Origin of the sequence: Kribbella capetownensis (genome assembly GCF_004331485.1) — a bacterium.
Taxonomy (GTDB): Bacteria; Actinomycetota; Actinomycetes; order Propionibacteriales; family Kribbellaceae; genus Kribbella; species Kribbella capetownensis.
Map to the genome: position 1 here is coordinate 265135 of NZ_SJKD01000009.1, position 23462 is coordinate 288596.

Sequence of the window (23462 nt, forward strand, 5' to 3'; positions counted from 1 at the left end):
CGGTGAAACCATGACTCAGGAAATCCTCGACCGGCGCGCGGCGGCGGTCATCGAAGCGAACAAGTACATGACGCTGGGGACGGTCGACCCCGACGGCCGGCCGTGGGTGACCCCGGTCTACTTCACCCCGGACGGTCACGCCACCTTCTACTGGGCCTCGTCGACCGCGGCCGCGCACTCGGTGAACATCGCGGCCAACCCGGACGTGAGCATCGCGATCTTCGACTCCAGCGTCCCGATCGGCGGCGCCTCGGCCGTCTACTTCCGCGCCCGGGCCGAACGCGTCCCCGACGACGAGCTCGAACACTGCGCGGCCCTCTACACGTCGCGCTACCCGGAGCTGCGCAAGTACGGCGCCGAGGAGCTCCGCGAGCCCGAGGAGCTCCGCCTCTACCGAGCTCACGCGACCGACCACTGGATCCTGGTCCGCGGCGGCGACCCGGACTACGGCACCGGGATCGACTCCCGCCGCTCGGTGTGGTCGTGACGTGACCCCGGGTCACGGCTCAGGCTCTGACGGTCTCGATCCAGGCGTGGCCGGGGTGTAGGTGGTCGATCATGTCGGCCAGCCAGGTACGACGCTCATCGGTCAGCAACGGGAGCGTCGCGGCCAGATCCTGCTCGTCCTTCGGGCGTGCCTGCTTCGCCTTGTAGGCGAGCACGATCTCGGGGTTCAGGTAGCGGATGCCGTCGGGCGCGACCCAGCTGATGTCGTGGAGGACGTAGTCGAGCTCCGGGTCGCGGCGGAACACCCACCGCCCGTCGCGGTCCGGATTCACCACCAGGTCGAACTCCCAGGGCGACAAAGCGTGCTTCCGCAACCAGATCTGGTCCGCTTCAGCGGGCTGCTCCGGCCGCTCGTCAGTCAGCGGCTTGAGCCGTCCACCCCCATTCGACCACAGGTCGTACTTGCCCTTCAGGTGCAGCCGCAGCCTCTCGATGTCCCGCCGCCACAACGACACGTCGACGTCCTCGTGCTCCCGCCGTACGCCGGTGAAGGCCTCGATCGCCCATCCGCCGGCGATCCACCACTCCCCGTCGTACCCGTCGAGCACCTCGCGTGCCTCCGCGGGCGTCGACTGCTTCCACGGCCCGTACAGCCGCTGCCACGCGAGTTCTTCCGCGTCCAGTCCGTCCGGATACCAGGTGCGCTCCATGGTCAACGGTCCCTCCAACGGCTCTCATGGGTCCAGCCGATGATCTCGACGGCACGGCGGCAGTCGTACGTCGAGGTGGTGCCGGGGAGGTCTCCGCGGATCGCGGTATCCGGCGAGTAGCGGGCGAGCAGTTCGGTGGTCGGCTGCTCCATGCCGGTGTCCTCTGCGGCGATCAGCAGGGTCTCGAACCGTTGGGCCGCGGGTCGGGGTTTGAGGGAGAGCACGCACGCTCGGGCTGCCTCGGCGAGGTCGACGTACCCCCAGAGGTTGCGCCGGTTCTCCTCGGGCGGTGCTTCGGCGATGTAGCCGCGTACTTCGGTGGGCGTGAGGATCCAGTGGAAGCGCAGAGCGGTGACTTGCATGCCGCGGCGCGCGTACATCTCACCGGTGCGCTCCAGCAGGTCTTTGGTCAGCGCGTACGGGTCGACGTACCGCAGCTCGGTGTCCTCGTCGATTGGCACCTCGGCGACGGTGAGCTCCTCCGGTGACCAGGCCGTGCCATAGATCGAGCCGCTCGACGCGAGGACGGCTGTGCGGATGCCTTGTGTCCAGGCTTCCTCGAGGGCGTTGAACGTGGTGAGGGCGTTGATCTCCACCAACCGCACCGGCGTGATGTTCTCCGGGCTGGGGATCGCGGCGCAGTGCACGATCGCGTCCACCCCACGGAGCGACCGGGCAACCGCCTCACGATCACTCAGGTCAACAGGCGCCGGGCCAGTCAGGTCGGCCTCAACCACCTCATGCCCGTCACCGACCAACTGCCGACAGACCTCACTCCCCAACTTCCCCCTGGCCCCACTAACCCAGATCCGCACTCGCCGCATCGTAACCAGCCCACCGGTCACAATCACCTGTCAGCGCGAAGATCTGGTGCGGTGGGGTGGGGGTGGTACGGGCCGGCTCGGGAGGGGGCGGGCCGGGGCGCGGGTGGCTGGGGGCGGAGGGGGCGCCCCCAGCCGGGTGGGTTATGACTTGCGCTTGGTGACTTCCTCGGTGGCGGCGGGGAGGACCTTGTGGAGGTCGCCGACTACGCCGAAGTCGACCAGCTCGAAGATCGGGGCTTCCTCGTCCTTGTTGACCGCGACGATCGTCTTCGAGGTCTGCATCCCGGCCCGGTGCTGGATCGCGCCGGAGATCCCGGCCGCGACGTACAGCTGCGGCGAGACCGTCTTGCCGGTCTGGCCGACCTGGTAGGCGTGCGGGTACCAGCCCGAGTCGACCGCCGCACGGGATGCGCCGACCGCCGCGCCCAGGGAGTCGGCGAACGCCTCGATCGGACCGAAGTCACCACCGGTACCGCGACCACCGGACACGATGATCGCGGCCTCGGTCAGCTCCGGACGACCGGTGGCCTCCCGCGGCTTGGACTCGGTGATCCGCGCGGTCTTCGCGGCGTCGGAGACCGTCACGTCGAACTCCTCCACCTCCGGCGAGGTCTCCGCGGCCTCCGGGGTCGCTGCGTTCGGCTTCACCGTGATGATCGGCGTGCCATGGGTGACCTTCGCCTGCACCGTGTAGTTGCCCGCGAACACCGACTGCGTGGTGACCGGGCCACCGTCACCGGCGGTGACGTCGACCGCGTCAGTGATCAGGCCGGAGTCGAGCTTGACCGCCAGCCGGGCGGCGACCTCCTTGCCCTCCGTGCTCGACGAGATCAGGATCGCGGCCGGCTCGACCTTCGCCGCGACCTGCTGCAACGCCTCCGCCTTCGGCGCCACCAAGTACTGCGTGAGGTCGGCATTCGTCAGCGCGATCACCTTGGTCGCGCCGTACTGACCCAGGACCGGCAGCGCGTCGGAAACGCCGTCACCGATGAACACCGCGACCGGCTCGCCCAGGCGCCGCGCGATCGTGAGGAGCTCCGCGGTGGTCTTGCGGACCTTGCCCGCGGTGTGGTCAACGAGAACCAGAACGTTCGACATGAACTGATCGCCCCTCAGAGGAACTTGTTGGTGGACAGGAACTCGACGAGCTCGGCAGCACCGCTGCCGTTGTCATCGGTGACGATCGTGCCGGCGCTGCGCGGCGGACGGGCGGTCACCTCGACCACCTCGGTCCACGCGCTGGCGCCACCCACCTGGTCCGGCGCGATCTCCAGGTCGGCCAGCGACCAGGTCTCCACCGGCTTCTTCTTCGCCGCCATGATGCCCTTGAACGACGGGTACCGCGGCTCGTTCGCCTGATCCGACACCGACAACACCAACGGCAGGGTGCCCTCGATCGTGTCGCTGGCGGTGTCGCCGTCGCGGCGGATCCGCACGGTCTGCCCCTCGACGGTGACCTCCGAGCCCAGCGTCACGGCCGGCAGCCCAAGCCGCTCCGACACCATCGCCGGGACGACACCCATACCACCGTCGGTCGAACCCATCCCGAACACGACCAGGTCGGCCTCGAGCTTGGCCAGCGCCTTCGACAGGATCAGCGACGTCGCGACCGCGTCCGAGCCATGGATCGCGTCGTCGAGCACGTGGACACCCGCGTCGGCGCCCATCTGCAGACCCTTCTTCACCGCGTCGGCCGCCTGCTCCGGTCCGACCGTGAGGATGGTCACCTCAGCATCCCCGGCCTCTTTCACGGTCAGCGCGGTCTCGACGGCGTACTCGTCCAGCTCGGACAACAGCCCGTCGACACCGGCCCGGTCCACCGTGCTGTCCTCCGGGCGGAACCGGCGGTCCGCCGTGGCATCCGGCACGAACTTCGCGCAGACGACGATCTTCATAGCGTGTGGGACCCCTTCTGGTTAACGGTCTCTCCCAAGCCTGCCACGGATGTTACTCGCGAGAAACATGAGTCCCGTGCGAGTCCCATCACAGTCCGGCGCAGCACTAGTCTGAGCCTGGTGACCGAGACGTTACCGCTGACCGGCGAGAGAACCGCGCCCGGGATCTGGCACGAGAACTACTGGTTCGCGCGCCACGACGCCGCCTATCGCTGGATCACGGCCAATCTGGACCTCGGGACCGGCCGGGTCCTCGACGCCGGCTGCGGCGAGGGCTACGGCGCGGAGTTGCTCCGCCTGGCCGGCGCGGCCTCCGTGACCGGTCTCGACTATGAACATACGACGTTGGGCCACGTCCGCCGGGTTTATCCACAGGTCAATGTGGTGCGTGGCAATCTCGTCCAGACCGGGTTCGCCGACGACAGCTTCGACTTCGTCACGTCACTGCAGACCATCGAGCACCTGTGGGAGCAGCCGCGGTTCGTCACCGAGTGCGCGCGCATCCTCGACACGACCGGCACCCTCGTGCTGAGCACGCCGAACCGCCTGACCTTCCCGAGCGGCAACTGGTACCACACCCGCGAGCTGACCCCCGCCGAGTTCACCGATCTCCTCGAGCGCGAGTTCGAGATCACCCACACACTCGGACTCCACCACGGCGAACGGCTCACACGATGGGAAGCGCAGTACGGGTCGTGTGTGGATGCTCAGTTGGCCGCCGGCCACGACCGGTGGAACGAGGAGCTGGTCGAACTCGTGACGAGCACCAAACACCAGGACTTCGAGATTCGCCCAGGCGACCTGGACGAATCTCTCGACCTCATCCTCGTGGCCCGACCACGCAGCTAGGGCCGGACGAACCGCTCGACGATCTTGCCGACGATCAGGTAGACCAGCGCCGCGATCCCCCAGTTCACCAGCAGGGTGTTCTTAGCGGTCTCCAGCCGGAACAGATCCTTGAACGGACCGACCAGATCCTGACCGCGCTCCAGCACCCAGCGCACGATCTCGTTGCTCTGGTTGGTCTGGTCGAGCGCGGTGAACAGCGCACCGAGCGCAAGCACCGCCGCAGCCAGTACGGCGACCAGCCAGATCAGCGACGCCAGCAGATTGCGCAGCCGCTTGACTCCGGAGCCGACCGTGCCCAGCGCCTGCTTGCCCTTACCGGACGTTCCGACCGCGGTCCGGCCCGTCGGCGGTTTGTTGCCCGAGGCACCAGCACTGGTGGCCGGCACCTTGCTCACCGGCGTCGTCACCGAGGTCTCGGCCGGATCCTTGCCCGCGGCATCCTTACCGGTCCCCGTTGCGGCGTCCTCCGAGCCGGCCGCACCAGTTCCGGCCGCCGCGGCCGGAGCCTCGGCAGCTGCCCTCTCCCGGGCCCGCTGCTCCGCGACGATCTCCGCCGCGGTCTTCGGCCGGGCCGGCTTCGTCGCCGTCGCGGTCGCGCGGCCGCTGTCGGGTGAATCCGTGTCCTTCGAGGCCGTCACCGCCTTGTCGGCTTCGGCGGCCGCCGCCTTGTCGTCGTGCGTACCCACGTCGTCCATCTCCTCAGCCGGGGTCGGTTCCTCATCCGTCGCCGGTGCCGGCGCTGTGGCCGGCGGTCTCCTCCGCCGGCTGACCGGGACCGGGCGCGGCGACAGCCTGCGCCGGGCGCCCGCGAGCGGGGCCGGTGGGGCTGTCCTGCCGTCCACTGTCTGCACTTCTGGGTCCAACCTTCGGTTCACGCCCACTTCCGTTCCCGCCGCCGGCGAGCCAGCGCTCTTTTCAAGCACTGATTCCAACGTAGCGCCCCCGGGTTCCGTCACGATCGGAACCGGATCGACCGCGCGCGTCCGCGCCTGCGTGATCGAGTCGTCGGCCGCGGCCTGGTCGAGCGGCGACCGGTCGGTCGCGGACTCGGCCCCGGTCTGGTCAGCCACGCTGCGTCTCCTCTCCGACGATCGACCGATCGGGTGGGACATCCAACCGCTCGTGCGGGACATAGTGCCGGACTGATGAGTAACTTGAGAACCCCTCGCCGCCGGTCTCGTCCTCACCAGGTGCTCTTACCCCGTCACTCCCGGTTTCTCCCGGATCAGTTTCCGACCGGACAGGTTCGGGCCGGACAGGTTCGGCCCGGACGGTTTCCGGCTGAACAGTCTCCGGAGGTGGCGGTGCTCCCTCGTGCAGTCGGGCCGTCGTACGGGCGTTTGCCTCGGCCAGACCGGCCAGGTAGGCGCGGCGGGCGGCGTCGGCGGCATAGCGGGTGGTGCGGTCGGCCACCACCACGGCCGGAACCCCGACCGCGACGGCGTACGACGGAATGTTGCCACGGGCAACGCTGTTCGCACCGATCACCACGCCGCGGCCGATGTCGGTTCCACGGGTGACGGTCACCTTCGTGGCCAGCCAGCAGTCCGGACCGATCCGGACGGGAGACTTCACCAGGCCCTGGTCCTTGATCGGCAGGTCCAGGTCGTCGGTCTTGTGGTCGAAGTCGCAGATATAGGTCCAGTCCGCGATCAACGTGGACGCGCCGATCTCGATGTCCAGGTAGCAGTTGACCGTGACGTCGCGGGCGAACACCACCTTGTCGCCGATCCGCAGCGTCCCCTCGTGCGCGCGCAGCCGGGTCTCGTCACCCAGGTGCACCCACTTGCCGAGGATGATCCGGCCGTGCCCGGGCCGCGCCACGATCTCGAGATGCTTGCCCAGGAAGACGAATCCCTCGGTGATCACCTGCCGGTGGCGCAGCTTGAACCAGGCGAACCGCCAATAGCGCTTCAGGTAGTACGGCGTCCAGGCCCGATGGCGCACCACCCAGCTCAGATTCGCCGCGGTCAGCAACCGCATCCGGACACCCTACTGCGCAGGAGGCGCGACACCAGTGATCGAGACGTTGTAGTACAGCTCGTCGGGCACCACGGCCGACAGAACCTTGTCCACCTTGGACAACTGCAGCCACGACTTGTACGCGAACATCCGCCAGCCGAAGCCCAGCTTCTGCTCCGGTACGGCGGCCTCGAACGTCCGGATCGGCCAGCCGACCCATGCGGCCAGCAGCTCTTCCGTCACCGTCTTCACGTTCGTCGCACCGGCACGCGAAGCCATCCGGGCCAGCGTGTCGGGGTCGAACGTGTGCAGGTCGACGACAGCCTCCAGCGCGGCGGCCCGCGAGGACTCGTCGAGCTCCTCCTGCGGACGGCGCCAGTGCGAGAGCGCAGGCAACTTGGTCACGTTGGTGGTCGCCCACCAAGTGAACCGGGACAGTCGGCGGGCAACGTAATCGCCATACCGGGTGGGTTCGCCGCAGATGACGAAGCGGCCGCCCGGCTTGAGCACGCGCAGCATCTCGCGGAACGCGAGCTCGACGTCGGGGATGTGGTGGATCACCGCGTGCCCGATGACGAGGTCGAACGTGTCGTCGTCGTACGGCAGCTTCTCGGCGTCGGCGACCCGGCCCTCGACCGCGAAGCCGAGGGTCTTCGCGTTCTTCTCGGCCGCCTCCACCATGCCTGGCGAGAGATCGGTGACGTGCGCCTCGGCGAGAACCCCGGCCAGCTTGAGGTTCAGGGTGAAGAAGCCGGTGCCCGCGCCGATCTCCAACGACTTGCCGTAGGGCCGGCCGTTCGATCCGGCGATCGCATCGAAGCGGTCCCGGGCGTAGTTGACGCAGCGTTCGTCGTACGAGATCGACCACTTCTCGTCGTACGTCGACGCCTCCCAGTCGTGGTAGAGCACCTGGGCGAGCTTGTTGTCGTTCCAGGCCGCCTCGACCTCTTCGGCGGTCGCGGCCGGCTTCGCGGTTGCAGACATCAGATTCCCTTGAACTCGGCCTTGCCCGGGCCGTTCTCGACGAAGGACTTCATCCCGATCGCCCGGTCCTCGGTGGCGAACAGGGCGGCGAACTGTTGCCGCTCGATCTCCAGGCCGGTGGACAGATCCACGCCGAGCCCGGAGTCGATCGCCTCCTTGGCGGCCCGCAGCGCCAGCGCGGCGCCGCCCGCGAACTGCCCGGCCCACGCGACCGCAGCGTCGTACACCTCAGCTGCGGGCACGACCTTGTCGACCAGACCGATGGCCAGCGACTCGGCTGCGTCCACGAAGCGACCGGTGTAGATCAGGTCCTTCGCCTTGGACGGGCCGATCAGCCGGGACAGCCGCTGCGTGCCGCCAGCACCGGGGATGATGCCGAGCAGAATCTCCGGCTGGCCGAGCTTGGCGTCGTCGGCGGCGATCCGGTAGTCAGCGCACAGGGCCAGCTCGCAGCCACCGCCCAGCGCGTACCCGGTGACAGCGGCAACGGTCGGCTTCGGGATTGCGGCGACCGCAGACAGCGAGGACTGCAGCGGACCGGAGCGCTTGACCATGTCGGCGTACGACATGTCGGCCATCTCCTTGATGTCCGCGCCGGCCGCGAACACCCTCTCGCCGCCGTAGATCACCACCGCACGTACGTCGTCGTTCGCGGTCGCCTCCAGCGCGGCGGCCCGGATCTCTTCCTGGACCTGGACATTCAGCGCGTTCATCTTCGGCCGATCCAATCGGATCGTGCCGATCCCATCACTGACGGTGAGATTGACGAACTCGCCCATCGCGGTGCTCCTTATGGTCCCGGGGTCCTACCCGTCGGTCACATCCCCGGCACCGTACCGGACCCGGATCCGCAGCACTCAGCAAACCCCCTGCAACCGGCCCGGAAGGCCGCGCCCGAGCGTGGGCTACAGCCTTCCGGACTAGTTGGTGAGTGTCACAGGTCCACAGGCTGGCCGGAGGTTGCCGAGCGGCGGGCGGCGTCGACTATGCGGAGTGTGCGGACGCCGACGGCGCCATCTGGCTGCGGTACGGCGGCCGGAGGCTGGCCTGCCACGGCCGGACCGGACTCGCGGACGGCCCGGAGGAACGTGGCGAGCATCGAGGCGTCGAAGTTCTCGCCGATCCCCAGGTACACCTCCCCGTCGGGGTCGGTGCCGTTGATACGCGGCAGGAACGGCTCGATCTCCACCGATCCGTTGGTGCCGGTCACCTGCAGCGTGACGCCACCCCAGGTCGGACCGTTGTCGGGAACGCTCCACGAGCAGTCGATGGTTGCCAGCAGCCCGTTGTCGTAGTTGACCGTCACCAGACCGCCGGTCTCGACCTCGACGCCCTTGTCTTGGTGCAGTACGCGGTTGGCCGCGGCGTACACGCGCTGCGGCGCCGCACCACCGGTGAGGCCGTCGATCAGGTCAGCACAGTGCACGGTGTGGTCGACCAGCGCGCCACCGCCGGCGAGCTTGGGGTCGGTGAACCATTGCCGCCCACCGATCGGGATCTTGCCGTTGTTGGTGCCGAGGACCGCGAACACGTCGCCGAGCAACCCGGCCTCGACGGATGCACGCAGTCGCAGGTACTGCGGCGAGAACCGGACTGGGTAGGCGACCATCAGGATCGCACCGGCAGCCTCGCAAGCCGCCAGCATGGCCTCGCCGTCCTCGACTTCGGTGGCGAGCGGCTTCTCGCAGAGCACATGTGCACCCGCGGCCGCGGCCCGCTCGACCAGACCGCGGTGCAGTGCGTTCTCACTCGTCACGACGACCGCGTCCGGGCCCCACGCGAACAGTTCGTCGTAGCTGTCGACGTACGGGACGCCGAGCTGTGCGGCGAGCTCGGCACCACGCGGGCCCGGGTCCGGCGCGCTCGCGCCGTCGGGGTCGGCGGACAGCACCTCGACATCGGGCAGCTGGTTGAGCAGGTCCGCGTACGACATCGCGTGCCCGTGCGCGAACGACGCGATCGCCACCTTGAGGGTCATGCCGCCGCTCCCGTCGGGTCGAAGGTCACCATGTCGATCACACGGCCGGTCTCCATCGAGGCGCGCGCCGCCTCGGCCAGATACACGGCGGCCGCGCCGTCCGGCGCCAGAACCCGCGGCTCCGGACCACCGCGCAGTGCGAGAGCGAACTCGCGCAGCTGAGTCAGGTAGGGGCTCTCCCCCAAGGTGTTGGCCGGGATGAGCAGGTCGGCAGCCGCGCCGCCGTCCTGCAGTTCCTCGGCATAGCCGGTGTCCGCGGCGGACGTGTACTTCAGTACGCCGGTGGAGCCCGCGATGTTGTAGCCGGACTGGAACGCGGACCCGGCCGCAGCCCAGGTCGCGCGGCAGTGGCTGATCGCACCGGAGGCGTGGGTGAGCGTCACGTGCGCGGCCACCGTCAGCGGGCTGATCCCCTCCACGGTCGGCGGGTTCTGGACGGCGTACACCTTGGTGACGTCTCCACACATCCAGCGAGCCTGGTCGAGGTCGTGCACCATCAGGTCCATGATGACGCCGCCGGAGCGGGCCACATCGCCGTACCAGCCGCCGGCCGGGGACGATGCCTGGCGGAAGAACCGCGCCACCGCGACGTCGCCGATGCGCCCGGCCTGGATGGCGGAGTGCGCGGCGACGTACGCCGGGAAGAACCGGACCACGTGCGCCGGGTAGATCCGGACGCCGGCGGCCGCGGCGGCCGCGATCACCTCGTGCGAGTCGGCGGCGGTCAGGGTCAGCGGCTTCTCGCAGATCACGTTCCGGCCGGCCTTGATCGCGGCCAGCGTGACTTCCTTGTGGGTCGCCGACGGGGTGACGACGTCGACGAACTCCGCCTCGGCCAGGCAGCCGTCCAGCGATGCCGCGACCTCGAGGCCGTACTGTTCGGCCATCGTCTCGGCGCCCTCGAGTGAGTGCACCAGGATGCGCGCGCCGAGCGCCTTCCACGCGGCGACATGCAAGTGGGCGATGTTGCCCGCGCCGATCAGACCAACGGTCAGACCGGCCAACTCTTCCGACATGTGATCCCCTACTCCGCCCAGTTGGGAGTCCGGTAAATTAGTAACGGTCCTTGCGTATCATTGCGCACAGGCGTCCGCAACTACCGTCTCATGAACACAAGCACCTCCGTTATCGAGAAGCGATGGCTAACTGTGCAGAATGTGCCGGTGACCGAAGCGACCGCCGCCCCGAGTGCTCTCGGCCCGACCGCCGCTACCGGGCCGCGGCTCGGAGCAGTGGTCCAGACCGATGGGACGACCTTCACCCTGTGGGCTCCGGCCGCCGAGCGGGTCGAGCTCGCGCTGATCGCCGCCGACGGCAGCCAGCGGAACCTGGACCTCGCCCACGCCGGAGAGTTCTGGACCGGATTCGTCGCGGGTGTGGGCCACGGGCAACGGTACGGCTACCGCGTGCACGGTCCGTTCGATCCGTCGCACGGTCTCCGCTTCAACCCGTCCAAGCTGCTGCTCGACCCGTACGCCCGAGCCATCGATGGCTCGTTGGACTTCTCCAGCCCGCTCATCTACGACTCGTCCGACGGCGACTCGGCCGGGCATGTGCCAGTCGGCGTCGTGGTCGCCGAGTCGGAGCCGCCACCGCCGATCAGCCGGCCGGTGCACTGGGGCGAGACGGTCATCTACGAGTTGCACACCAAGGGCTTCACCAAGCTGCATCCCGACGTACCCGAGCATCAACGCGGGACGTACGCCGGGCTCACGCATCCGTCAGTGATCGACTATCTGACCGAGCTCGGCGTCACGTCGGTGGAGTTGTTGCCGATCCACCACTTCCTCACCGAGCCCTCGATCGCCGCCCGCGGCCTGCCGAACTACTGGGGGTACAACACCCTCGGGTACTTCGCTCCGCACGCGCCGTACTCGTCGTCGGGGTCGGACGGTCAGCAGGTGGCGGAGTTCAAGGCGATGGTCGCCGCGTTCCATGCCGCCGGCATCGAAGTGATCCTCGACGTGGTCTACAACCACACCGCCGAGGGCGGCTTCGACGGGCCGACGCTGAGCTTCCGCGGCATCGACAACCGCGCGTACTACCGGCTGTCGCACGGCGGCACGATGTACGACGTCACCGGGACCGGGAACTCGGTCGACACCTCGCACCCGCAGGTCCGCCGGCTGCTGATGGACTCGCTGCGCTACTGGGTCGAGGAGATGGGCGTCGACGGGTTCCGATTCGATCTGGCCGTGACGCTGGTTCGCAACGAGCGGCACGAGGTCGACATCCCCGACCATCCGTTCCTGGCCGAGGTCGCGGCCGACCCGGTCCTAGGCCGGGTCAAGCTGATCGCCGAACCGTGGGACGTCGGCCCGTTCGGGTACCAGGTCGGCAACTTCGGCCCGCCGTGGTCGGAGTGGAACGGTAAATTCCGCGACAGCGTCCGCGAGGTCTGGCGGAACACCTCCGACGGCGTCAAGGACCTCGCCTACCGGCTCTCCGGATCCAGCGACCTGTACGGCGACGACGGCCGCTACCCGTACGCGTCGATCAACTTCCTCACCGCGCACGACGGATTCACGCTGCGCGACCTGGTCAGCTACGACCACAAGCACAACGAGGCGAACCACGAGGACAACCGCGACGGCACCGACGACAACCGGTCCTGGAACTGCGGCGTCGAGGGCGAGACCGACGACCGGCGCGTGGTCGCGCTGCGCAAACGCCAGATGGCGAACCTGATGTCCACACTGATCCTGTCCACCGGCGTACCGATGATCACGGCCGGGGACGAGTGCGGACGGACGCAGCACGGCAACAACAACGCCTACTGCCAGGACAGCGAGATGTCCTGGTTCGACTGGTCACTACCGGGCGCGTGGTCCGATCACCTGGCGTTGACGAAGAAGCTGATCGCCTTGCGGGCCGCGCACCCTGTTCTCCGGCAGTGGCACTACTTCTCCGGGGAGCCGGTCGTCGCGGGCGGGCGCAAGGACCTCTCCTGGATCGCACCGCACGGCGGCGAGATGACCGACGCCGACTGGTACGACGGCAACCTCCGGACCATCGGCATGTTCCTGGCCGGCGACGCCCTCCGCGCAACCGATGCCCAAGGCAACGCCCTCACCGACAGCTCCTTCCTGATGGCCCTCAACGCCACCCCCGAAACCCGCCAGGTCCGCGTCCCCGACCCCTCGTGGGCCCCCGCCTACGAAGTAGTCCTGGACACCAGCAACAGCATGGTCACCGAAGTAGAAGCAGGCGCCACCGTCCCCCTGGCCCCCCGCTGCCTGGTCCTCCTCCGAGCCCTCTAACAAGTCTTCACATAAGGCCGATCCCCAAAATTCTCCCGCCACTCCGCCACCGTCAGATCCCGCCCCGCCATCCGGCACGCAGTCGCGATCGCATGCTCCAACCGGGTGTCCCAGTGGTAGACCCCGTCGTCGTACGACGCGATGGCAACGGTGTGCCCGTCGGTCATGAAATCGGCGGTCACCAGTTGCTGGTTCGGTGTCGCGATCGACCCCAGCAACCCCGCGGTCTTTCCGTCGAAGAGACTCACCACGCCGTCCCAGCCGGCCGTGACCAGCAGCGAACTGTCCGGTGAGAACGCGATCCCGTTGATCCACCCCTGGTTGGCAACCTGCGGTGCCGCGACGGCCTGGCCGGTGACGGGATCCACGATCTGTACTTCTCCCTTCTCGGTACCTACACCGACTCGCGTCCCGTCCGGGGCGAAAGTGACGATGCTGGGATACCTCATCGGCACGGTGCCGCGCCGGACCACCTCACCTGCCAGCAGATCGACCAGCGCCCAACTCGTCGAGGGCACGTCCAGCCGGTCGGAGATATGACGGCCTCCGACCACCACGAAGGCGGACCGGTTGTCCGGGCTCGTCGTCAACCACGCGATGGGACCGCCGACCTGAACGGACCTGCCGACCTCGCGCAGCGTGGCTGCGTCGAGGAGCATGGCCCGTCCGGACGCGTCACCGACGACCAATCGGCTGCCGTCGAGTCCGCTGTAGTCAAGGTCCGCGATCGTGGCGGCCGCGACCTTCCTCGCGGTCAGTAGTCGACCGGTTCTGGCATCCAGGACGAAGACTTCGCCGTCGTCGTTGCCGAGCGCGAACCTGTCGCCGTTCGGATGCCAGGTGCCGCAGCTGCTCGTCGTTTCGCCCAGGTGGCTCGCGTCGAAGCGGACGACCTTCCCGCTCGAGCTGTCGACGAAGCCCCCGGCCGGCACTACTGGATCCAGAAAGGCGGCGTCGTAGGCGAGCAGCCGGAAGTAGCTTCCCCCACCAGGAGCGATGAAGCGGCAGCCCCAGTCGAAGTTGGGCGGCTTCCGCAGTCTGGCGACATAGCGGCGATTCCCTATCAGGTCCCAGCTGCGTAAGGCGCTGTCACCCGCCGAGGTGTAGAGGGTGTCGTCATCTGGGCTGAACGCGGCCGTCAGCGTGTCGTTCTCGGAAATCGGGATCTCCTCAGACGCAGCGCCGCTCGCGACGTCCCACACCACCACACGCTGGTCGGCCCCGGTCGACACGATCGACCTCCCGTCGTGGGAGAACCGCGCGGCGAAGGCTCGGTTCGTGTGCTTCTCCAGGCGATGCACAGTGGCCCCGCTCGACGCGTCGACCAGCAGCACGTCGTCGAAGTCGGCGCCGGCGGTGTCCTTGGCCTCGGAGGCGAGCGCGAGCATTTTCCCGTCGGGACTCAGGTCCGCCTCGACGAAGGCGAGTTCGGCCCGCTCCCACAGTCGTTTGCCGCTGGCAACGTCATACGCGGCCACCGGCTTGGTCAGGTAGAACCGATCGCCCGCGGGAGCGAGTACGACCCCTTGGACGGCGACCGTCGGCAACCGCACCACCTTGCGCAGGGATGCCGGGCCGCCGGGGACGAGGTTCCAGAAGAACACGGCACCGCTGCTGAAGTCACTCGTCATGCCGTTGCCGTAGTACTGGATCATCGCGACCAGCGAGCGTCCGTCACGGCTGTACCGGACATGGGTGGCTCGGGCGGGCGTCTTGGTGAACCCGGGCAGGTGGCGACCAGTCGGCCGCAGCCTCAGTGGATCGAGCAGCACGACCGGTTCGGAGGTCGGCGGCGGCATTCCCACCGCGAGCTCGCGGCCTTCAGGGCTCAGAGACAGCGGGCCCAGCCCGTCGAGATGGACTGCGCCCGATGTCCTGTTCGCGGGTCGGTGGGCCGCCATCAGCCGTCCGGTGCTGAGCCCGTAGCGCAGGACGGTGCCGTTCGCGTCGTACACGAAGGCGCCCGTGCCGTCTTCGCTCACCTCCAAACCGTAGGAGTCCAACCGCTCCGTCCCGAAGGATCTGACCAGCTGTGGATGCTTGGCCAATGCGGCCAGCAGATTCGCACGGGACTCCGACGACGGGTTCAGCCGGGCAGCGGCCGCCGCCAGCAGCAGGGAGGTGTCGAGGTCGCTTTGGACGAGGGCCTTTGCGCCGGCGCGGCCGGAGTCTGCGACTACGGCTGCTTGTTCGGCGGCTAGGGCTTGACGGTCGGCTTCTTGGGCTTGGCCTACGGCTAGGAAGCCGGCTATCAGGGCTCCTACGAGGAGGAAGGCAGCGGTGCCCAGGGCGGTGCGGAGGCGGCGGTTGACTCGGGTTTGGTGGCGGGCTCGGTCTTCGGCGGCGCGGAGTTCGGCGACTGAGAGGCGTTCGCTGGCGGCTAGGAACTCGCGTTCGGTGTCGTTGAGGACTGGGGCGGCTGTCTGCTGCCATTGGAGTGCTTTGGCTAGGCGGACTCCTCGGTAGAGCTCGCTTTCAGGGCGGTCCAGGGAGTTCCAGGAGTCGGCTACCTGGGTGAGGTGGTGGAGGATCTGCTGGCCTTCCAGGTCGTCCTCGAGCCAGCCGCGCAGGCGGGGCCACGCTCTGGCAAGGGCTTCATGGGCCAGTTCGACGACGCCGTCGTCGCTGGTGACCAGGCGGGAGCTGATCAGGAGGTCGATGAGTGCTTCAGACTCCGGGCCGGTGATGACTGTCCGTCTGGGCAGTCTGCTGCGGACTGGTTGACCATCCGGCCCAGGTGTGACGAGGCGCAACAGCAACGCACGCAGCAGCGGCCGCTGCTCCGGAGTGACCTGCGCGTAGACCTGCTCGGCGGACTGCGCGACGGCACCTTGGACGCCGCCGGACGCGCGGTAGCCGGCGACGGTCAGCGTGCGACCTTCGCGACGTTGCCAGGTCTCGGCCAGGACGTGGGACATCAGCGGCAGGGCTCCCGGCTGACCCGCGACCTCACCGACCAGCAGGTCGACCAGCCCGGGCTCGACGACCAGTGCGGCCAGCCGTGCGGGCTCGGTGATCGCAGCGCGGAGTTCGTCTTCGGTCATGCCGGTGAGCAGGTGCAGGCCGTCCTCCATGGCCCGGGCGAACCCGGGATGGGAGGCGATGTCCGCGAGCCGGTCGGCACGGAACGACAAGATGAGGGGCGCTTGGGCGACATGATCGGTCACCCGGGCCAGGAACGCCTTGCGTTCGGGCACGTCCTGGCACAGCGAGAAGACCTCCTCGCATTGATCGACGACCACCGTCGGCAACGGTCCGGTGCCGGGCAGTGCGTCGGTCAGTGCCTTCATCGGATGACGTCCGGGCGTGATGGTGACGACGCGGCCGCCGTCCTGTCGCAGGGTCGCGGCGATGCCGGCCCGGATCAGCGAGGACTTGCCGCACCCCGACGGCCCGACGACCGCGAGGATCGAGTGGTCGGACAGTCTCCTCAGTCCGGCGGCGACCTCGGCATCGCGGCCGAAGAACAGTTCGGCGTCGTCCACGTCGTACGGCTTCAGGCCCTGGTACGGACAGACCGCGCTCGGCTCTGGCAACGCGCTCGTTCCCAGCAACGCCGGATCCTGACGCAGGATCGCCTGCTCGAGCGCATCGATCTCCGGGCTCGGATCGAGCCCGAGCTCACGATCAAGCACGACCCGCAGCCGTCGGAGCGTCTCCAGCGCCTCCCCCTGGCGGCCGGCCTGGTACTGCGCGGTGGCCAGTAGGGCCCACCGCCGCTCACGCAACGGCGCCTCGGCGGTCAGAGCCTCGGCCTTGGCCAGCACCCCCGCGTGACCACCGGACCGCAGCGCGGATTCGACGTACAGCTCCTGCGCGAGTTGCCGGAGTTCGGTCAGCCGGCCGAACTCGATCCGCGCCGGATCCCAGTCCGCGACCTCGTCGAACGGTCGCCCACGCCACAGCGTCAGTACGTCGGCCAGCACCACCGACGCTCGTTCCGCCTCACCCGCCTCGAGCAGTACGCCGGCCCGGCCGACCGCTCGCTCGAAGCGCTGACTGTCGATCTGATCGTGCGGAATCGTCAGCCGATAACCGTCTGGCGACGTCTCGACCGCGTGGCTGCCGAGCAGCTTCCGCAGCCGGACGACGCAGCCTTGGACCACCTTGCCTGCTGAGGCCGGTGGCCGTTCTCCCCACAGCACGTCAGCGAGTACCCCAGCGCTGACAACCTCCCCCGGATGCACCGCGAGTGCGACCAGGACGACGCGGTCACGTCGTGCGAGGTTCTTCCACTCCCCCTCGATGGTTAGTGGGCCGAGTACGGCGATACCCACCCTTCGACTGTCGCCCCCTACCGACGCTCCGTCAAGGTCGTTGATACCGAGCCGATACCGGCGTCCGCCGGGTCGATACCACCAGCGGCGAGAACGGTTCCAAGACCTCGAGGCGCAACCGGACAACCGATCACGGAAGTCCCGCCGGAAGAGGAGAGGAAGCCATGAACAACGCCGTACACACGAAGCAGTCCATGACCACCCGGCTCTGCCGGCTGGCCGCGGGTGCCGCAGTCAGCGTCGCCCTGATGACAGTCGCCGCCCCTGCAATGGCCCAGGAGTATCCCGAACCGAACTACGGAACCTACGAACGAAACTCGGATCCACCGCAAGAACCGGCGTCCGTTGGGGCCGGCGAGGTGGACCGGAGCTCCGTCGCGCTCGGCGCCCTGTGCGGTATCGCGCTGGGCGGCGTGGGGGCGGGAATCGTGCTGGACATCCAGCGACGGCGGGACCGTTCCGCCGAGGATTCAGCCTGAGCCGCAGCATCGAACCGTCCCCCGGAGAGCCCCGTCCGGACGCTCTCCGGGGGACCGCTGTGCGCTGCCGGGATTCGTTAACCTTCCTGCAGTACATTCGGCGGTCACCTTCTGTTCATCTGTGGGGGGACCGATGTTTTTGGTGCGGCGTGGGGTGCGCGAGCGTACGACGCCGATCGGTGCGTTGCACCGGGCGGTGATGCGTTGGGGCGAGGCGGAGCGGACGAATTCACGCCTGGCGTTCCGGCGTTGGGTCGACGGTGTCGCGTACGTCGACGTCCAGGCGAAGACGTACGCCGACTTCTGGACCCGGCAGAACGAGAAGGCCCTCACCGCGGACGGACCGCTGTGGGTGGTCCTCGGCGACTCGACCGCACAGGGGCTCGGCGCATCGTCGCCGCTGCATGGGTACGTCGGCCAGGTGCTCAACGCGCTCCGCAGGTCGGGACGTCCGTGGCGGGTGCTCAACCTGTCCCGCTCCGGCGCACAGACCCGGCACGTGCTGGACGACCAACTGCCGTTGCTCGACGGTCTGACCCCCGATCTGGTCACCTGCGGCGTCGGCAACAACGACATCCTCGCCACGCCGCCGAAGCGGTTCCGCGACCATCTCCGCCAGGTGATCGAGCGGCTGCCGTCCTCGTCGGTCGTAATGGACCTGACCGTCCCCGACCGTTTCTGGCGCGTCGGTGGCGCGGTCAGCCCGTACGTGACCAGCATCAATCAACTGATCAGCACCACCGCCACATCCCGCGGCATACCAGTCGCCGAGGTCTCCCGCCACGCCCGCCCCCCCCCGTGGCGCGGCCTCCTCGCCCCCGACGCCTTCCACCCCAACAACCTCGGCTACCGCCGCCACGCCGACGCCCTCCTGGCCGCCCTCTCAGCAACGGCCCGCCAGTTGCCCGGGACCTAACAGGTCTTCCTATACGGCCGATCACCGAAGGCCTGGGTCCACTCGTCGGTGGTGAGGTTTCGGCCGGCCATCTTGCAGGCGAAGTCAAGTGCCGGCCCGACGCGCACGTCCCAGCGGTAGGTCTGTCCGTCGAACGCCGCGACCGTCACGACGTCAGGTCCGTCGGTGAACCTCGGGGAGACGGCCACCTTCCTGCTCCCGGCCGAGGTGGCGACGGAGCCGAGCAACTCGAGGTTGCGCGCGTCCCAGAGGCTCAAGGTTCCGTCCTCAGCCCCCGACACCAGACGAGACCCGTCTGCCGAGAACCGGACGAAGAGGCCCGCACCACTGTGCCCGGTTGTCGGCGCAGGGCGGGGTTGAGTCGAGGGCAAATCGATGAGCACCACCTCACCGCTGCTCCCGGTGACCGCGATGCTTCGGCCGTCGGGCGAGAACGCCGAAGAGTTCACACGGAGATTCAGGTCGCCCTCCGCGAGCACCGTGCCGGTCGACGTGCGGACTACCCGCCAGTGCTCTGCGGCGTTGTCCGGCGAGTCTTCGAAGAGGACCGCTGTCTCGGCGTCCGGGGCCGCCGAGATGCAGCAACTGCTGGACAGATTGAGGTTTCCATCACTCCTGGGTCGCAGGGTGCGCGCGTCGAAGTACATGGTGTGGCGCCGGGAGTCGCCGACCACGATGCGGTTTCCACTCTCGACGTACGCCATCGAGGAGATCTCCGGCTCGACGACCCGGCGCCGCACGACGACCTTGCCGGTCCGGGAGTCGAGAACCGTGATCACACCCGCGAGGTCGAAGACGGCGAGGTGCCGGCCATTCGGATGCCAGGCAGCAGGCGTCCGGGGGCCCGGTCTCACCTCACCGTGCAGTCGCACGGGTGCGGTGGTCGCACCGGTCGCCGAATCCGCGAACATCAGCCAGGAGTCCGTGGCGTCCCGCCACACATAGGCCGTGCTTCTGCCGTCGCCAGATGCCAACGCGTGCAGGTAGTCGCGCGCGGGGACGCCCTGCGCCCGGCGCACGTACAACTTTTGCCCGGAGAGGTCGTAGGCCCGCAGGATGCCCTCATCGCCGCCGGTGTACAGCGTTCGATTGTCCGGGCTGAAGCCGACGCCCCACGAGATCTCGAAGGTCTTGATCCGTTCGCGCGGAGTGCCAGTGGCCACGTTCCAGACGATGACTTCCCCGTCCTGCGAGGCGGAGCCGAGGAGGGTGCCGTCGCGGGAGAAGGTCATGTCGCGCGGTTCGCCGTTGTGACCGCGCAGCATCCTGATGGTCTTGCCCGTCTGCGCGTCGACCAGTGCGATCTCGTTGCTGTTCGTCTCGGCGGAGCGCCGGAGCGCCAGCAGGTTGCCGTCCAGGGTGATGTCGATGGTTCTGTCACCCGCAAGATCGTCGCGTCGCCACTGCCGGTCTCCGGTGGCGACGTCGTAGGCCCTCAGCGGCAGCTGCGTGTAGATGGTGCGGCCATCGGGGCTGAGGGCCAGACCCTGAGGTCCGGCTGGGAGGGTGACCTTGACCGGCCTACGGTCACGCGCGCGGAGATCCCAGACGAGCGCGAAAGCAGGGTCGCCGAACGACGACTCACCCGACGCTGGGTTCAGGATCACCTGAACGCTCGCAGCGAGGTGCTGCGCGTCGGCACTGAACACGAGGTCGCGGTAGCGGAGGTTCCCCTGGGTCGGCAAGGCGAGCGGAACCACGTCGAGGGTGTCGGGGGTGAGCAACCGAACCGACCTGGCGCGCGAGCCCTCGGGCTCGTCGGAGGTGTAGGAGGTGATCGCCGCCGCGTACCGACCGTCCGAGCTGAAGACCGGATGACAGAACTCCCGACCCGCGACCCCGATCCCTCCACCCTCCCTCCTGATATTCGTATCGGGGTCCGCCACGAACGCGTACCTGGCGATCACTCGGCCCGACTCGGTGTCGTACAGATGGCACGCCGCCTTCTTCCCGCCCGCGACGATGCGGGTTCCGTCCGGCGAGAGCGAGAAGGCCCCGAGATCCCCGGGCACGGCAGCTGGGAACGACCGGATCAGGAGTGGGCGCTTGTTCAGCGCCGCCAACAGGTTGACCCGTGTCTCCGGGGAGTCGTCCAGCCGCACCCCTTGCGTCGCGAGTAGCAGCGAGTGACTGATGCCTTCGGCCAGGACCGCTCGTGCCCCGACGCGGCGCGCAAGTTCTCTGACGGCCGACTGCTCAGCAGCGGCTGCCTGCTGGTCGGCCTGCTCCGCCTGCCGAACGGCTACGAAGCCGGCTACCAGCGCCCCGGCCAGCAACAGGGCCGCCGTGGTCAGAGCTCCTCGGAGGCGTCGGTTGACGCGGACCTGGTACCGGGCCTGCCTCTCGGCGGCGCGAAGCTCAGCCTCCGACAGGTGTTTGCTGGCAACGAGGAACTCGTTCTCGGTCTCCGTCAGCGCCACCGTCGCGTGCTCCCGCCATTCCAGAGCTCTGGCGAGGCGCAAGCCACGGTAAAGCTCGCTGTCGGGTCGGCCGAGTGAGTCCCACGAGTCGGCGACGATCGTCAAGTGGTGCCGGATCTGCTGGCCCTCGAGGTCGTCGTCCAGCCAATGCCGCAGCCTCGGCCAGGCTCGGGCGAGAGCCTCGTGTGCGAGCTCGACGACGCCATCGTCGCTGGTGACCAGGCGCGACCCGACCAGCAGGTCGAGCATGGCTTCCGACTCGGGAGCCGTCACGACGAGCCGCCGGGGCAGGCGGCTGCGCACGGGCTCACCGTCAGGCCCCGGGGTGACCAGACGCAGCAACAACTCACGCAGCATCGTCTGCTGGTTCGGCGGCACCTTCGCGTACACGTCCTCCGCGGACTGGGCCACGGCGCCCTGGATCCCACCAGAGGCGAGGTAGGCCGCGACGGTGAGGGTTCTGCCTTCACGGCGTTGCCAGGTCTCGGCCAGTGCGTGCGACATCAGGGGCAGCGCACCAGGCTGACCGGCTACGTCGTTGACCAGGAGATCGACAAGGCCCGGTTCGGCGACCAGGGCGGCCAACCGGGCCGGCTCCTCGATGGCTGTCCGCAGCCCCGCCTCCGACATGCCGGTCAACAGGTGCAAACCTTGTTCGACGACTCGGGCGAAGCCCTCGTGGGATGCGAGGTCGGCGAGCCGATCGGCGCGGTACGACAAGATGAGCGGCGCGATCGAGCTGTGTGCTGCCAGGGCGGTCAGGAACGCTTCGCGCTCGGCGAGGTCCTGACACACCGAGAAGACTTCCTCGCATTGGTCGACGAGCAGCGTCGGCTTCGGGCCTTTGCCCGGCATGGCATCCGTCAGCGCAGCAAGCGGGTGCGCCCCGGGGGTGATGACCACGACCTTTCGGCCGTCCTTGCGCAGCGTCGCCGCAACACCGGCTCGCACCAGCGAAGACTTGCCACAGCCGGACGGACCGACCACGGCGAGGACCGAGGTTTCGGCCAGCTTCCGCAGTCCCGCTGTCACGTCGGCCTCCCGGCCGAAGAAGACATCCGCATCGTCCAGGTCGTAGCTTTTCAGGCCTTGGTAGGGACATTCCGGGCTCGGCTCCGGGAGTGCCTGGGTGACACCCAGCGAGGGATCCTGCCGGAGGATCGCCTCTTCCAGTTCGTCGATCTGCTGGCTCGGATCCAGGCCGAGCTCGCGAGCCAGTACCGTGCGGAGCCGACTGATGGTGGCCAGCGCGTCGGCCTGGCGGCCGGACTGGTATTGCGCTGTGGCGAGGAGAGCCCATCTTCGCTCGCGCAGTGGCGCCTCGGCGACGAAGGCCTCGGCTTTGGCGAGGACGCTGCCGTGGCGGCCCGATCGCAGCGCGGCCTCGACGTACGTCTCCTGCGCCAACTGCCGCAACTCCTCCAGCCGGGCCACCTCGATCCGGGCGGTGTCCCAACCCTCCAGGTCGGCCAGCGGCTTGCCGCGCCAGAGCAGCAGTGCGTCGGTGAGCAGCACGACCGTGCGCTCCGCATCGTCTGCCGCGAGCAGAGCTCCGGCACGCCCGATGGCTCGTTCGAAGCGCTGCGTGTCTATCTCATCGAGCGGGACACGCAATCGATAGCCATCAGACGACGTCTCTATCGCGTGGAGGCCGAGGATCTTGCGGAGTCGGACCACGCAGCCTTGGACGATCTTGGCCCAGGAGGCCGGTAGGTCGTCGCCCCACAGGACGTCGGCGAGTGTCTCGGCACGGACAACGTCCCCCGGGTGCACCACAAGTGCAGCCAACACAACGCGATCACGCCGCCCGAGACTGCTGCGCTCCCCCTCGATCGTGAGCGGGCCGAGTACGGCGATACCCACCCTTCGACTGTCGACCGGGCCAGACCTCCCGTCAAGGCCGGTGATACCGCGCCGATACCGGACGGGGCTGGATCGAAACCACCCGGCGGCAGAACTGGCTCAGCACCTCGAGGCGACATCGGAGGACCGACAGCGGCCATCCCGTCTAGCGAGGTCAGGAGCCGCGGAGATGAGTACCACAGCAGGACCGACGTCAGCGCCACGAATCAAGCGATCGATCAAGACCAGGCTGATCATGCTGGCCACCGGGGCGGCAGCGAGCGTGGCGCTCCTGACCGTCGTCACACCGGCCATGGCTCAGGAGTACCCGAGCCCGGAGGGCGCCTCGTCCGGCGTGTCAACGGCAGCCGCCCCGGTCCCGGGCGAGGGTCTGGACGCGGACTCGGTGGTTGTCGGCGCACTGGCCGGAATCGCGCTGGGCGCAGCAGGTCTGGGGATCACCCTGGGCGTGCAGCGGCGCCGGGATCGCGCCGCGATGCCGATCGCCTAACAGATCCACCGAGGAGGCCGCCGCTCGCCGACGGCCTCCTCGCCGCCCTCCCCACAAACGTCAGATAGCGCTTTACTTTGCCCCCGGGGCAGGGGGTTTGATGTTCGC

At 68.5% G+C, this 23462-nt stretch carries 18 protein-coding genes; 6 read left to right on the plus strand and 12 right to left on the minus strand.

From position 1 onward, the window contains the following. The first annotated feature begins 10 nt into the window (after window positions 1-10). A complete protein-coding gene (locus E0H75_RS34305; protein WP_165554222.1) occupies window positions 11-487 on the plus strand; it encodes a pyridoxamine 5'-phosphate oxidase family protein in 477 nt (158 codons plus the stop codon). Between the two features lie 19 nt (window positions 488-506). On the opposite strand, the gene E0H75_RS34310 is transcribed toward E0H75_RS34305, so the two are convergent. The 4 genes from E0H75_RS34310 to E0H75_RS34325 form a co-directional block, all read right to left on the minus strand. Beyond that, window positions 507-1157, minus strand: a complete 651-nt coding sequence (locus E0H75_RS34310; protein ID WP_131517864.1) for a nucleotidyltransferase domain-containing protein — start codon at window positions 1155-1157, stop codon at window positions 507-509. Window positions 1158-1159: 2 nt separating this feature from the next. Next, window positions 1160-1972: an NAD-dependent epimerase/dehydratase family protein gene (locus tag E0H75_RS34315; RefSeq protein ID WP_165554223.1), complete on the minus strand. Its 813-nt coding sequence runs from the start codon at window positions 1970-1972 to the stop codon at window positions 1160-1162. A 150-nt stretch (window positions 1973-2122) separates the two neighbouring features. Next, window positions 2123-3079, minus strand: coding sequence for an electron transfer flavoprotein subunit alpha/FixB family protein (locus E0H75_RS34320; protein WP_131517866.1), 957 nt, complete (start codon window positions 3077-3079; stop codon window positions 2123-2125). A 14-nt stretch (window positions 3080-3093) separates the two neighbouring features. Then, the gene (locus E0H75_RS34325; RefSeq protein ID WP_131517867.1) at window positions 3094-3876 is read right to left on the minus strand and encodes an electron transfer flavoprotein subunit beta/FixA family protein; all 783 of its coding nucleotides are present in this window, start codon (window positions 3874-3876) and stop codon (window positions 3094-3096) included. A 120-nt stretch (window positions 3877-3996) separates the two neighbouring features. On the opposite strand from E0H75_RS34325, the gene E0H75_RS34330 reads away from it, so the two are divergent. Further along, window positions 3997-4725 (plus strand): class I SAM-dependent methyltransferase, encoded by a 729-nt coding sequence (locus tag E0H75_RS34330; protein ID WP_131517868.1) that lies wholly within the window; start codon window positions 3997-3999, stop codon window positions 4723-4725. Here E0H75_RS34330 and E0H75_RS44370 read toward each other — a convergent pair. The 6 genes from E0H75_RS44370 to E0H75_RS34360 all read right to left on the minus strand — a co-directional run bounded on the left by E0H75_RS44370 (window position 4722) and on the right by E0H75_RS34360 (window position 10665). Next, window positions 4722-5411, minus strand: a complete 690-nt coding sequence (locus tag E0H75_RS44370; RefSeq protein ID WP_238163438.1) for a hypothetical protein — start codon at window positions 5409-5411, stop codon at window positions 4722-4724. The genes E0H75_RS34330 and E0H75_RS44370 overlap by 4 nt on opposite strands. A 376-nt stretch (window positions 5412-5787) precedes the next feature. Then, complete coding sequence (locus E0H75_RS34340; protein WP_131517870.1) at window positions 5788-6708, minus strand: acyltransferase; 921 nt, start codon at window positions 6706-6708, stop codon at window positions 5788-5790. Between the two features lie 9 nt (window positions 6709-6717). After that, on the minus strand, window positions 6718-7671 hold the full coding sequence (locus tag E0H75_RS34345; RefSeq protein WP_131517871.1) for a class I SAM-dependent methyltransferase: 954 nt from the start codon (window positions 7669-7671) through the stop codon (window positions 6718-6720). Continuing rightward, entirely contained in the window at window positions 7671-8450 is a 780-nt protein-coding gene (locus tag E0H75_RS34350; RefSeq protein WP_131517872.1) for an enoyl-CoA hydratase/isomerase family protein, read from the minus strand. The genes E0H75_RS34345 and E0H75_RS34350 overlap by 1 nt, the downstream gene beginning before the upstream one ends. Before the next feature lie 155 nt (window positions 8451-8605). Beyond that, window positions 8606-9649, minus strand: coding sequence for a Gfo/Idh/MocA family protein (locus E0H75_RS34355; RefSeq protein WP_131517873.1), 1044 nt, complete (start codon window positions 9647-9649; stop codon window positions 8606-8608). Continuing rightward, on the minus strand, window positions 9646-10665 hold the full coding sequence (locus E0H75_RS34360; protein ID WP_131517874.1) for a Gfo/Idh/MocA family protein: 1020 nt from the start codon (window positions 10663-10665) through the stop codon (window positions 9646-9648). Before E0H75_RS34360 ends, E0H75_RS34355 begins: the two co-directional genes overlap by 4 nt. Before the next feature lie 147 nt (window positions 10666-10812). On the opposite strand from E0H75_RS34360, the gene glgX reads away from it, so the two are divergent. Beyond that, the gene (gene glgX / locus E0H75_RS34365; protein WP_238163439.1) at window positions 10813-12909 is read left to right on the plus strand and encodes a glycogen debranching protein GlgX; all 2097 of its coding nucleotides are present in this window, start codon (window positions 10813-10815) and stop codon (window positions 12907-12909) included. On the opposite strand, the gene E0H75_RS34370 is transcribed toward glgX, so the two are convergent. Next, window positions 12906-17186: an nSTAND1 domain-containing NTPase gene (locus tag E0H75_RS34370; protein WP_131517876.1), complete on the minus strand. Its 4281-nt coding sequence runs from the start codon at window positions 17184-17186 to the stop codon at window positions 12906-12908. The two genes, glgX and E0H75_RS34370, sit on opposite strands and share 4 nt — an antisense overlap. 164 nt (window positions 17187-17350) lie before the next feature. On the opposite strand from E0H75_RS34370, the gene E0H75_RS34375 reads away from it, so the two are divergent. Further along, the gene (locus tag E0H75_RS34375) at window positions 17351-17665 is read left to right on the plus strand and encodes a hypothetical protein (protein ID WP_131517877.1); all 315 of its coding nucleotides are present in this window, start codon (window positions 17351-17353) and stop codon (window positions 17663-17665) included. Between the two features lie 133 nt (window positions 17666-17798). Continuing rightward, window positions 17799-18581: an SGNH/GDSL hydrolase family protein gene (locus E0H75_RS34380; RefSeq protein ID WP_131517878.1), complete on the plus strand. Its 783-nt coding sequence runs from the start codon at window positions 17799-17801 to the stop codon at window positions 18579-18581. Here E0H75_RS34380 and E0H75_RS34385 read toward each other — a convergent pair. Next, window positions 18578-22864: an nSTAND1 domain-containing NTPase gene (locus E0H75_RS34385; RefSeq protein ID WP_131517879.1), complete on the minus strand. Its 4287-nt coding sequence runs from the start codon at window positions 22862-22864 to the stop codon at window positions 18578-18580. The two genes, E0H75_RS34380 and E0H75_RS34385, sit on opposite strands and share 4 nt — an antisense overlap. Window positions 22865-23033: 169 nt before the next feature. Between E0H75_RS34385 and E0H75_RS34390 the strand changes: the two genes are divergently transcribed. Further along, window positions 23034-23354, plus strand: a complete 321-nt coding sequence (locus tag E0H75_RS34390) for a hypothetical protein (protein WP_131517880.1) — start codon at window positions 23034-23036, stop codon at window positions 23352-23354. Window positions 23355-23462 lie beyond the last annotated feature (108 nt).

Excerpts from the sequence above, each read along its gene's own strand:
- E0H75_RS34350 (WP_131517872.1), bottom strand. The coding sequence starts at position 8,450 with ATGGGCGAGTTCGTCAATCTCACCGTCAGTGATGGGATCGGCACGATC.
- E0H75_RS34360 (WP_131517874.1), bottom strand. The coding sequence starts at position 10,665 with ATGTCGGAAGAGTTGGCCGGTCTGACCGTTGGTCTGATCGGCGCGGGC.
- E0H75_RS34390 (WP_131517880.1), top strand. The coding sequence starts at position 23,034 with ATGAGTACCACAGCAGGACCGACGTCAGCGCCACGAATCAAGCGATCG.
- E0H75_RS34375 (WP_131517877.1), top strand. The coding sequence starts at position 17,351 with ATGAACAACGCCGTACACACGAAGCAGTCCATGACCACCCGGCTCTGC.
- E0H75_RS34355 (WP_131517873.1), bottom strand. The coding sequence starts at position 9,649 with ATGACCCTCAAGGTGGCGATCGCGTCGTTCGCGCACGGGCACGCGATG.
- E0H75_RS34305 (WP_165554222.1), top strand. The coding sequence starts at position 11 with ATGACTCAGGAAATCCTCGACCGGCGCGCGGCGGCGGTCATCGAAGCG.
- E0H75_RS34320 (WP_131517866.1), bottom strand. The coding sequence starts at position 3,079 with ATGTCGAACGTTCTGGTTCTCGTTGACCACACCGCGGGCAAGGTCCGC.
- E0H75_RS34345 (WP_131517871.1), bottom strand. The coding sequence starts at position 7,671 with ATGTCTGCAACCGCGAAGCCGGCCGCGACCGCCGAAGAGGTCGAGGCG.
- E0H75_RS34325 (WP_131517867.1), bottom strand. The coding sequence starts at position 3,876 with ATGAAGATCGTCGTCTGCGCGAAGTTCGTGCCGGATGCCACGGCGGAC.
- E0H75_RS34380 (WP_131517878.1), top strand. The coding sequence starts at position 17,799 with ATGTTTTTGGTGCGGCGTGGGGTGCGCGAGCGTACGACGCCGATCGGT.
- E0H75_RS34310 (WP_131517864.1), bottom strand. The coding sequence starts at position 1,157 with ATGGAGCGCACCTGGTATCCGGACGGACTGGACGCGGAAGAACTCGCG.
- E0H75_RS34340 (WP_131517870.1), bottom strand. The coding sequence starts at position 6,708 with ATGCGGTTGCTGACCGCGGCGAATCTGAGCTGGGTGGTGCGCCATCGG.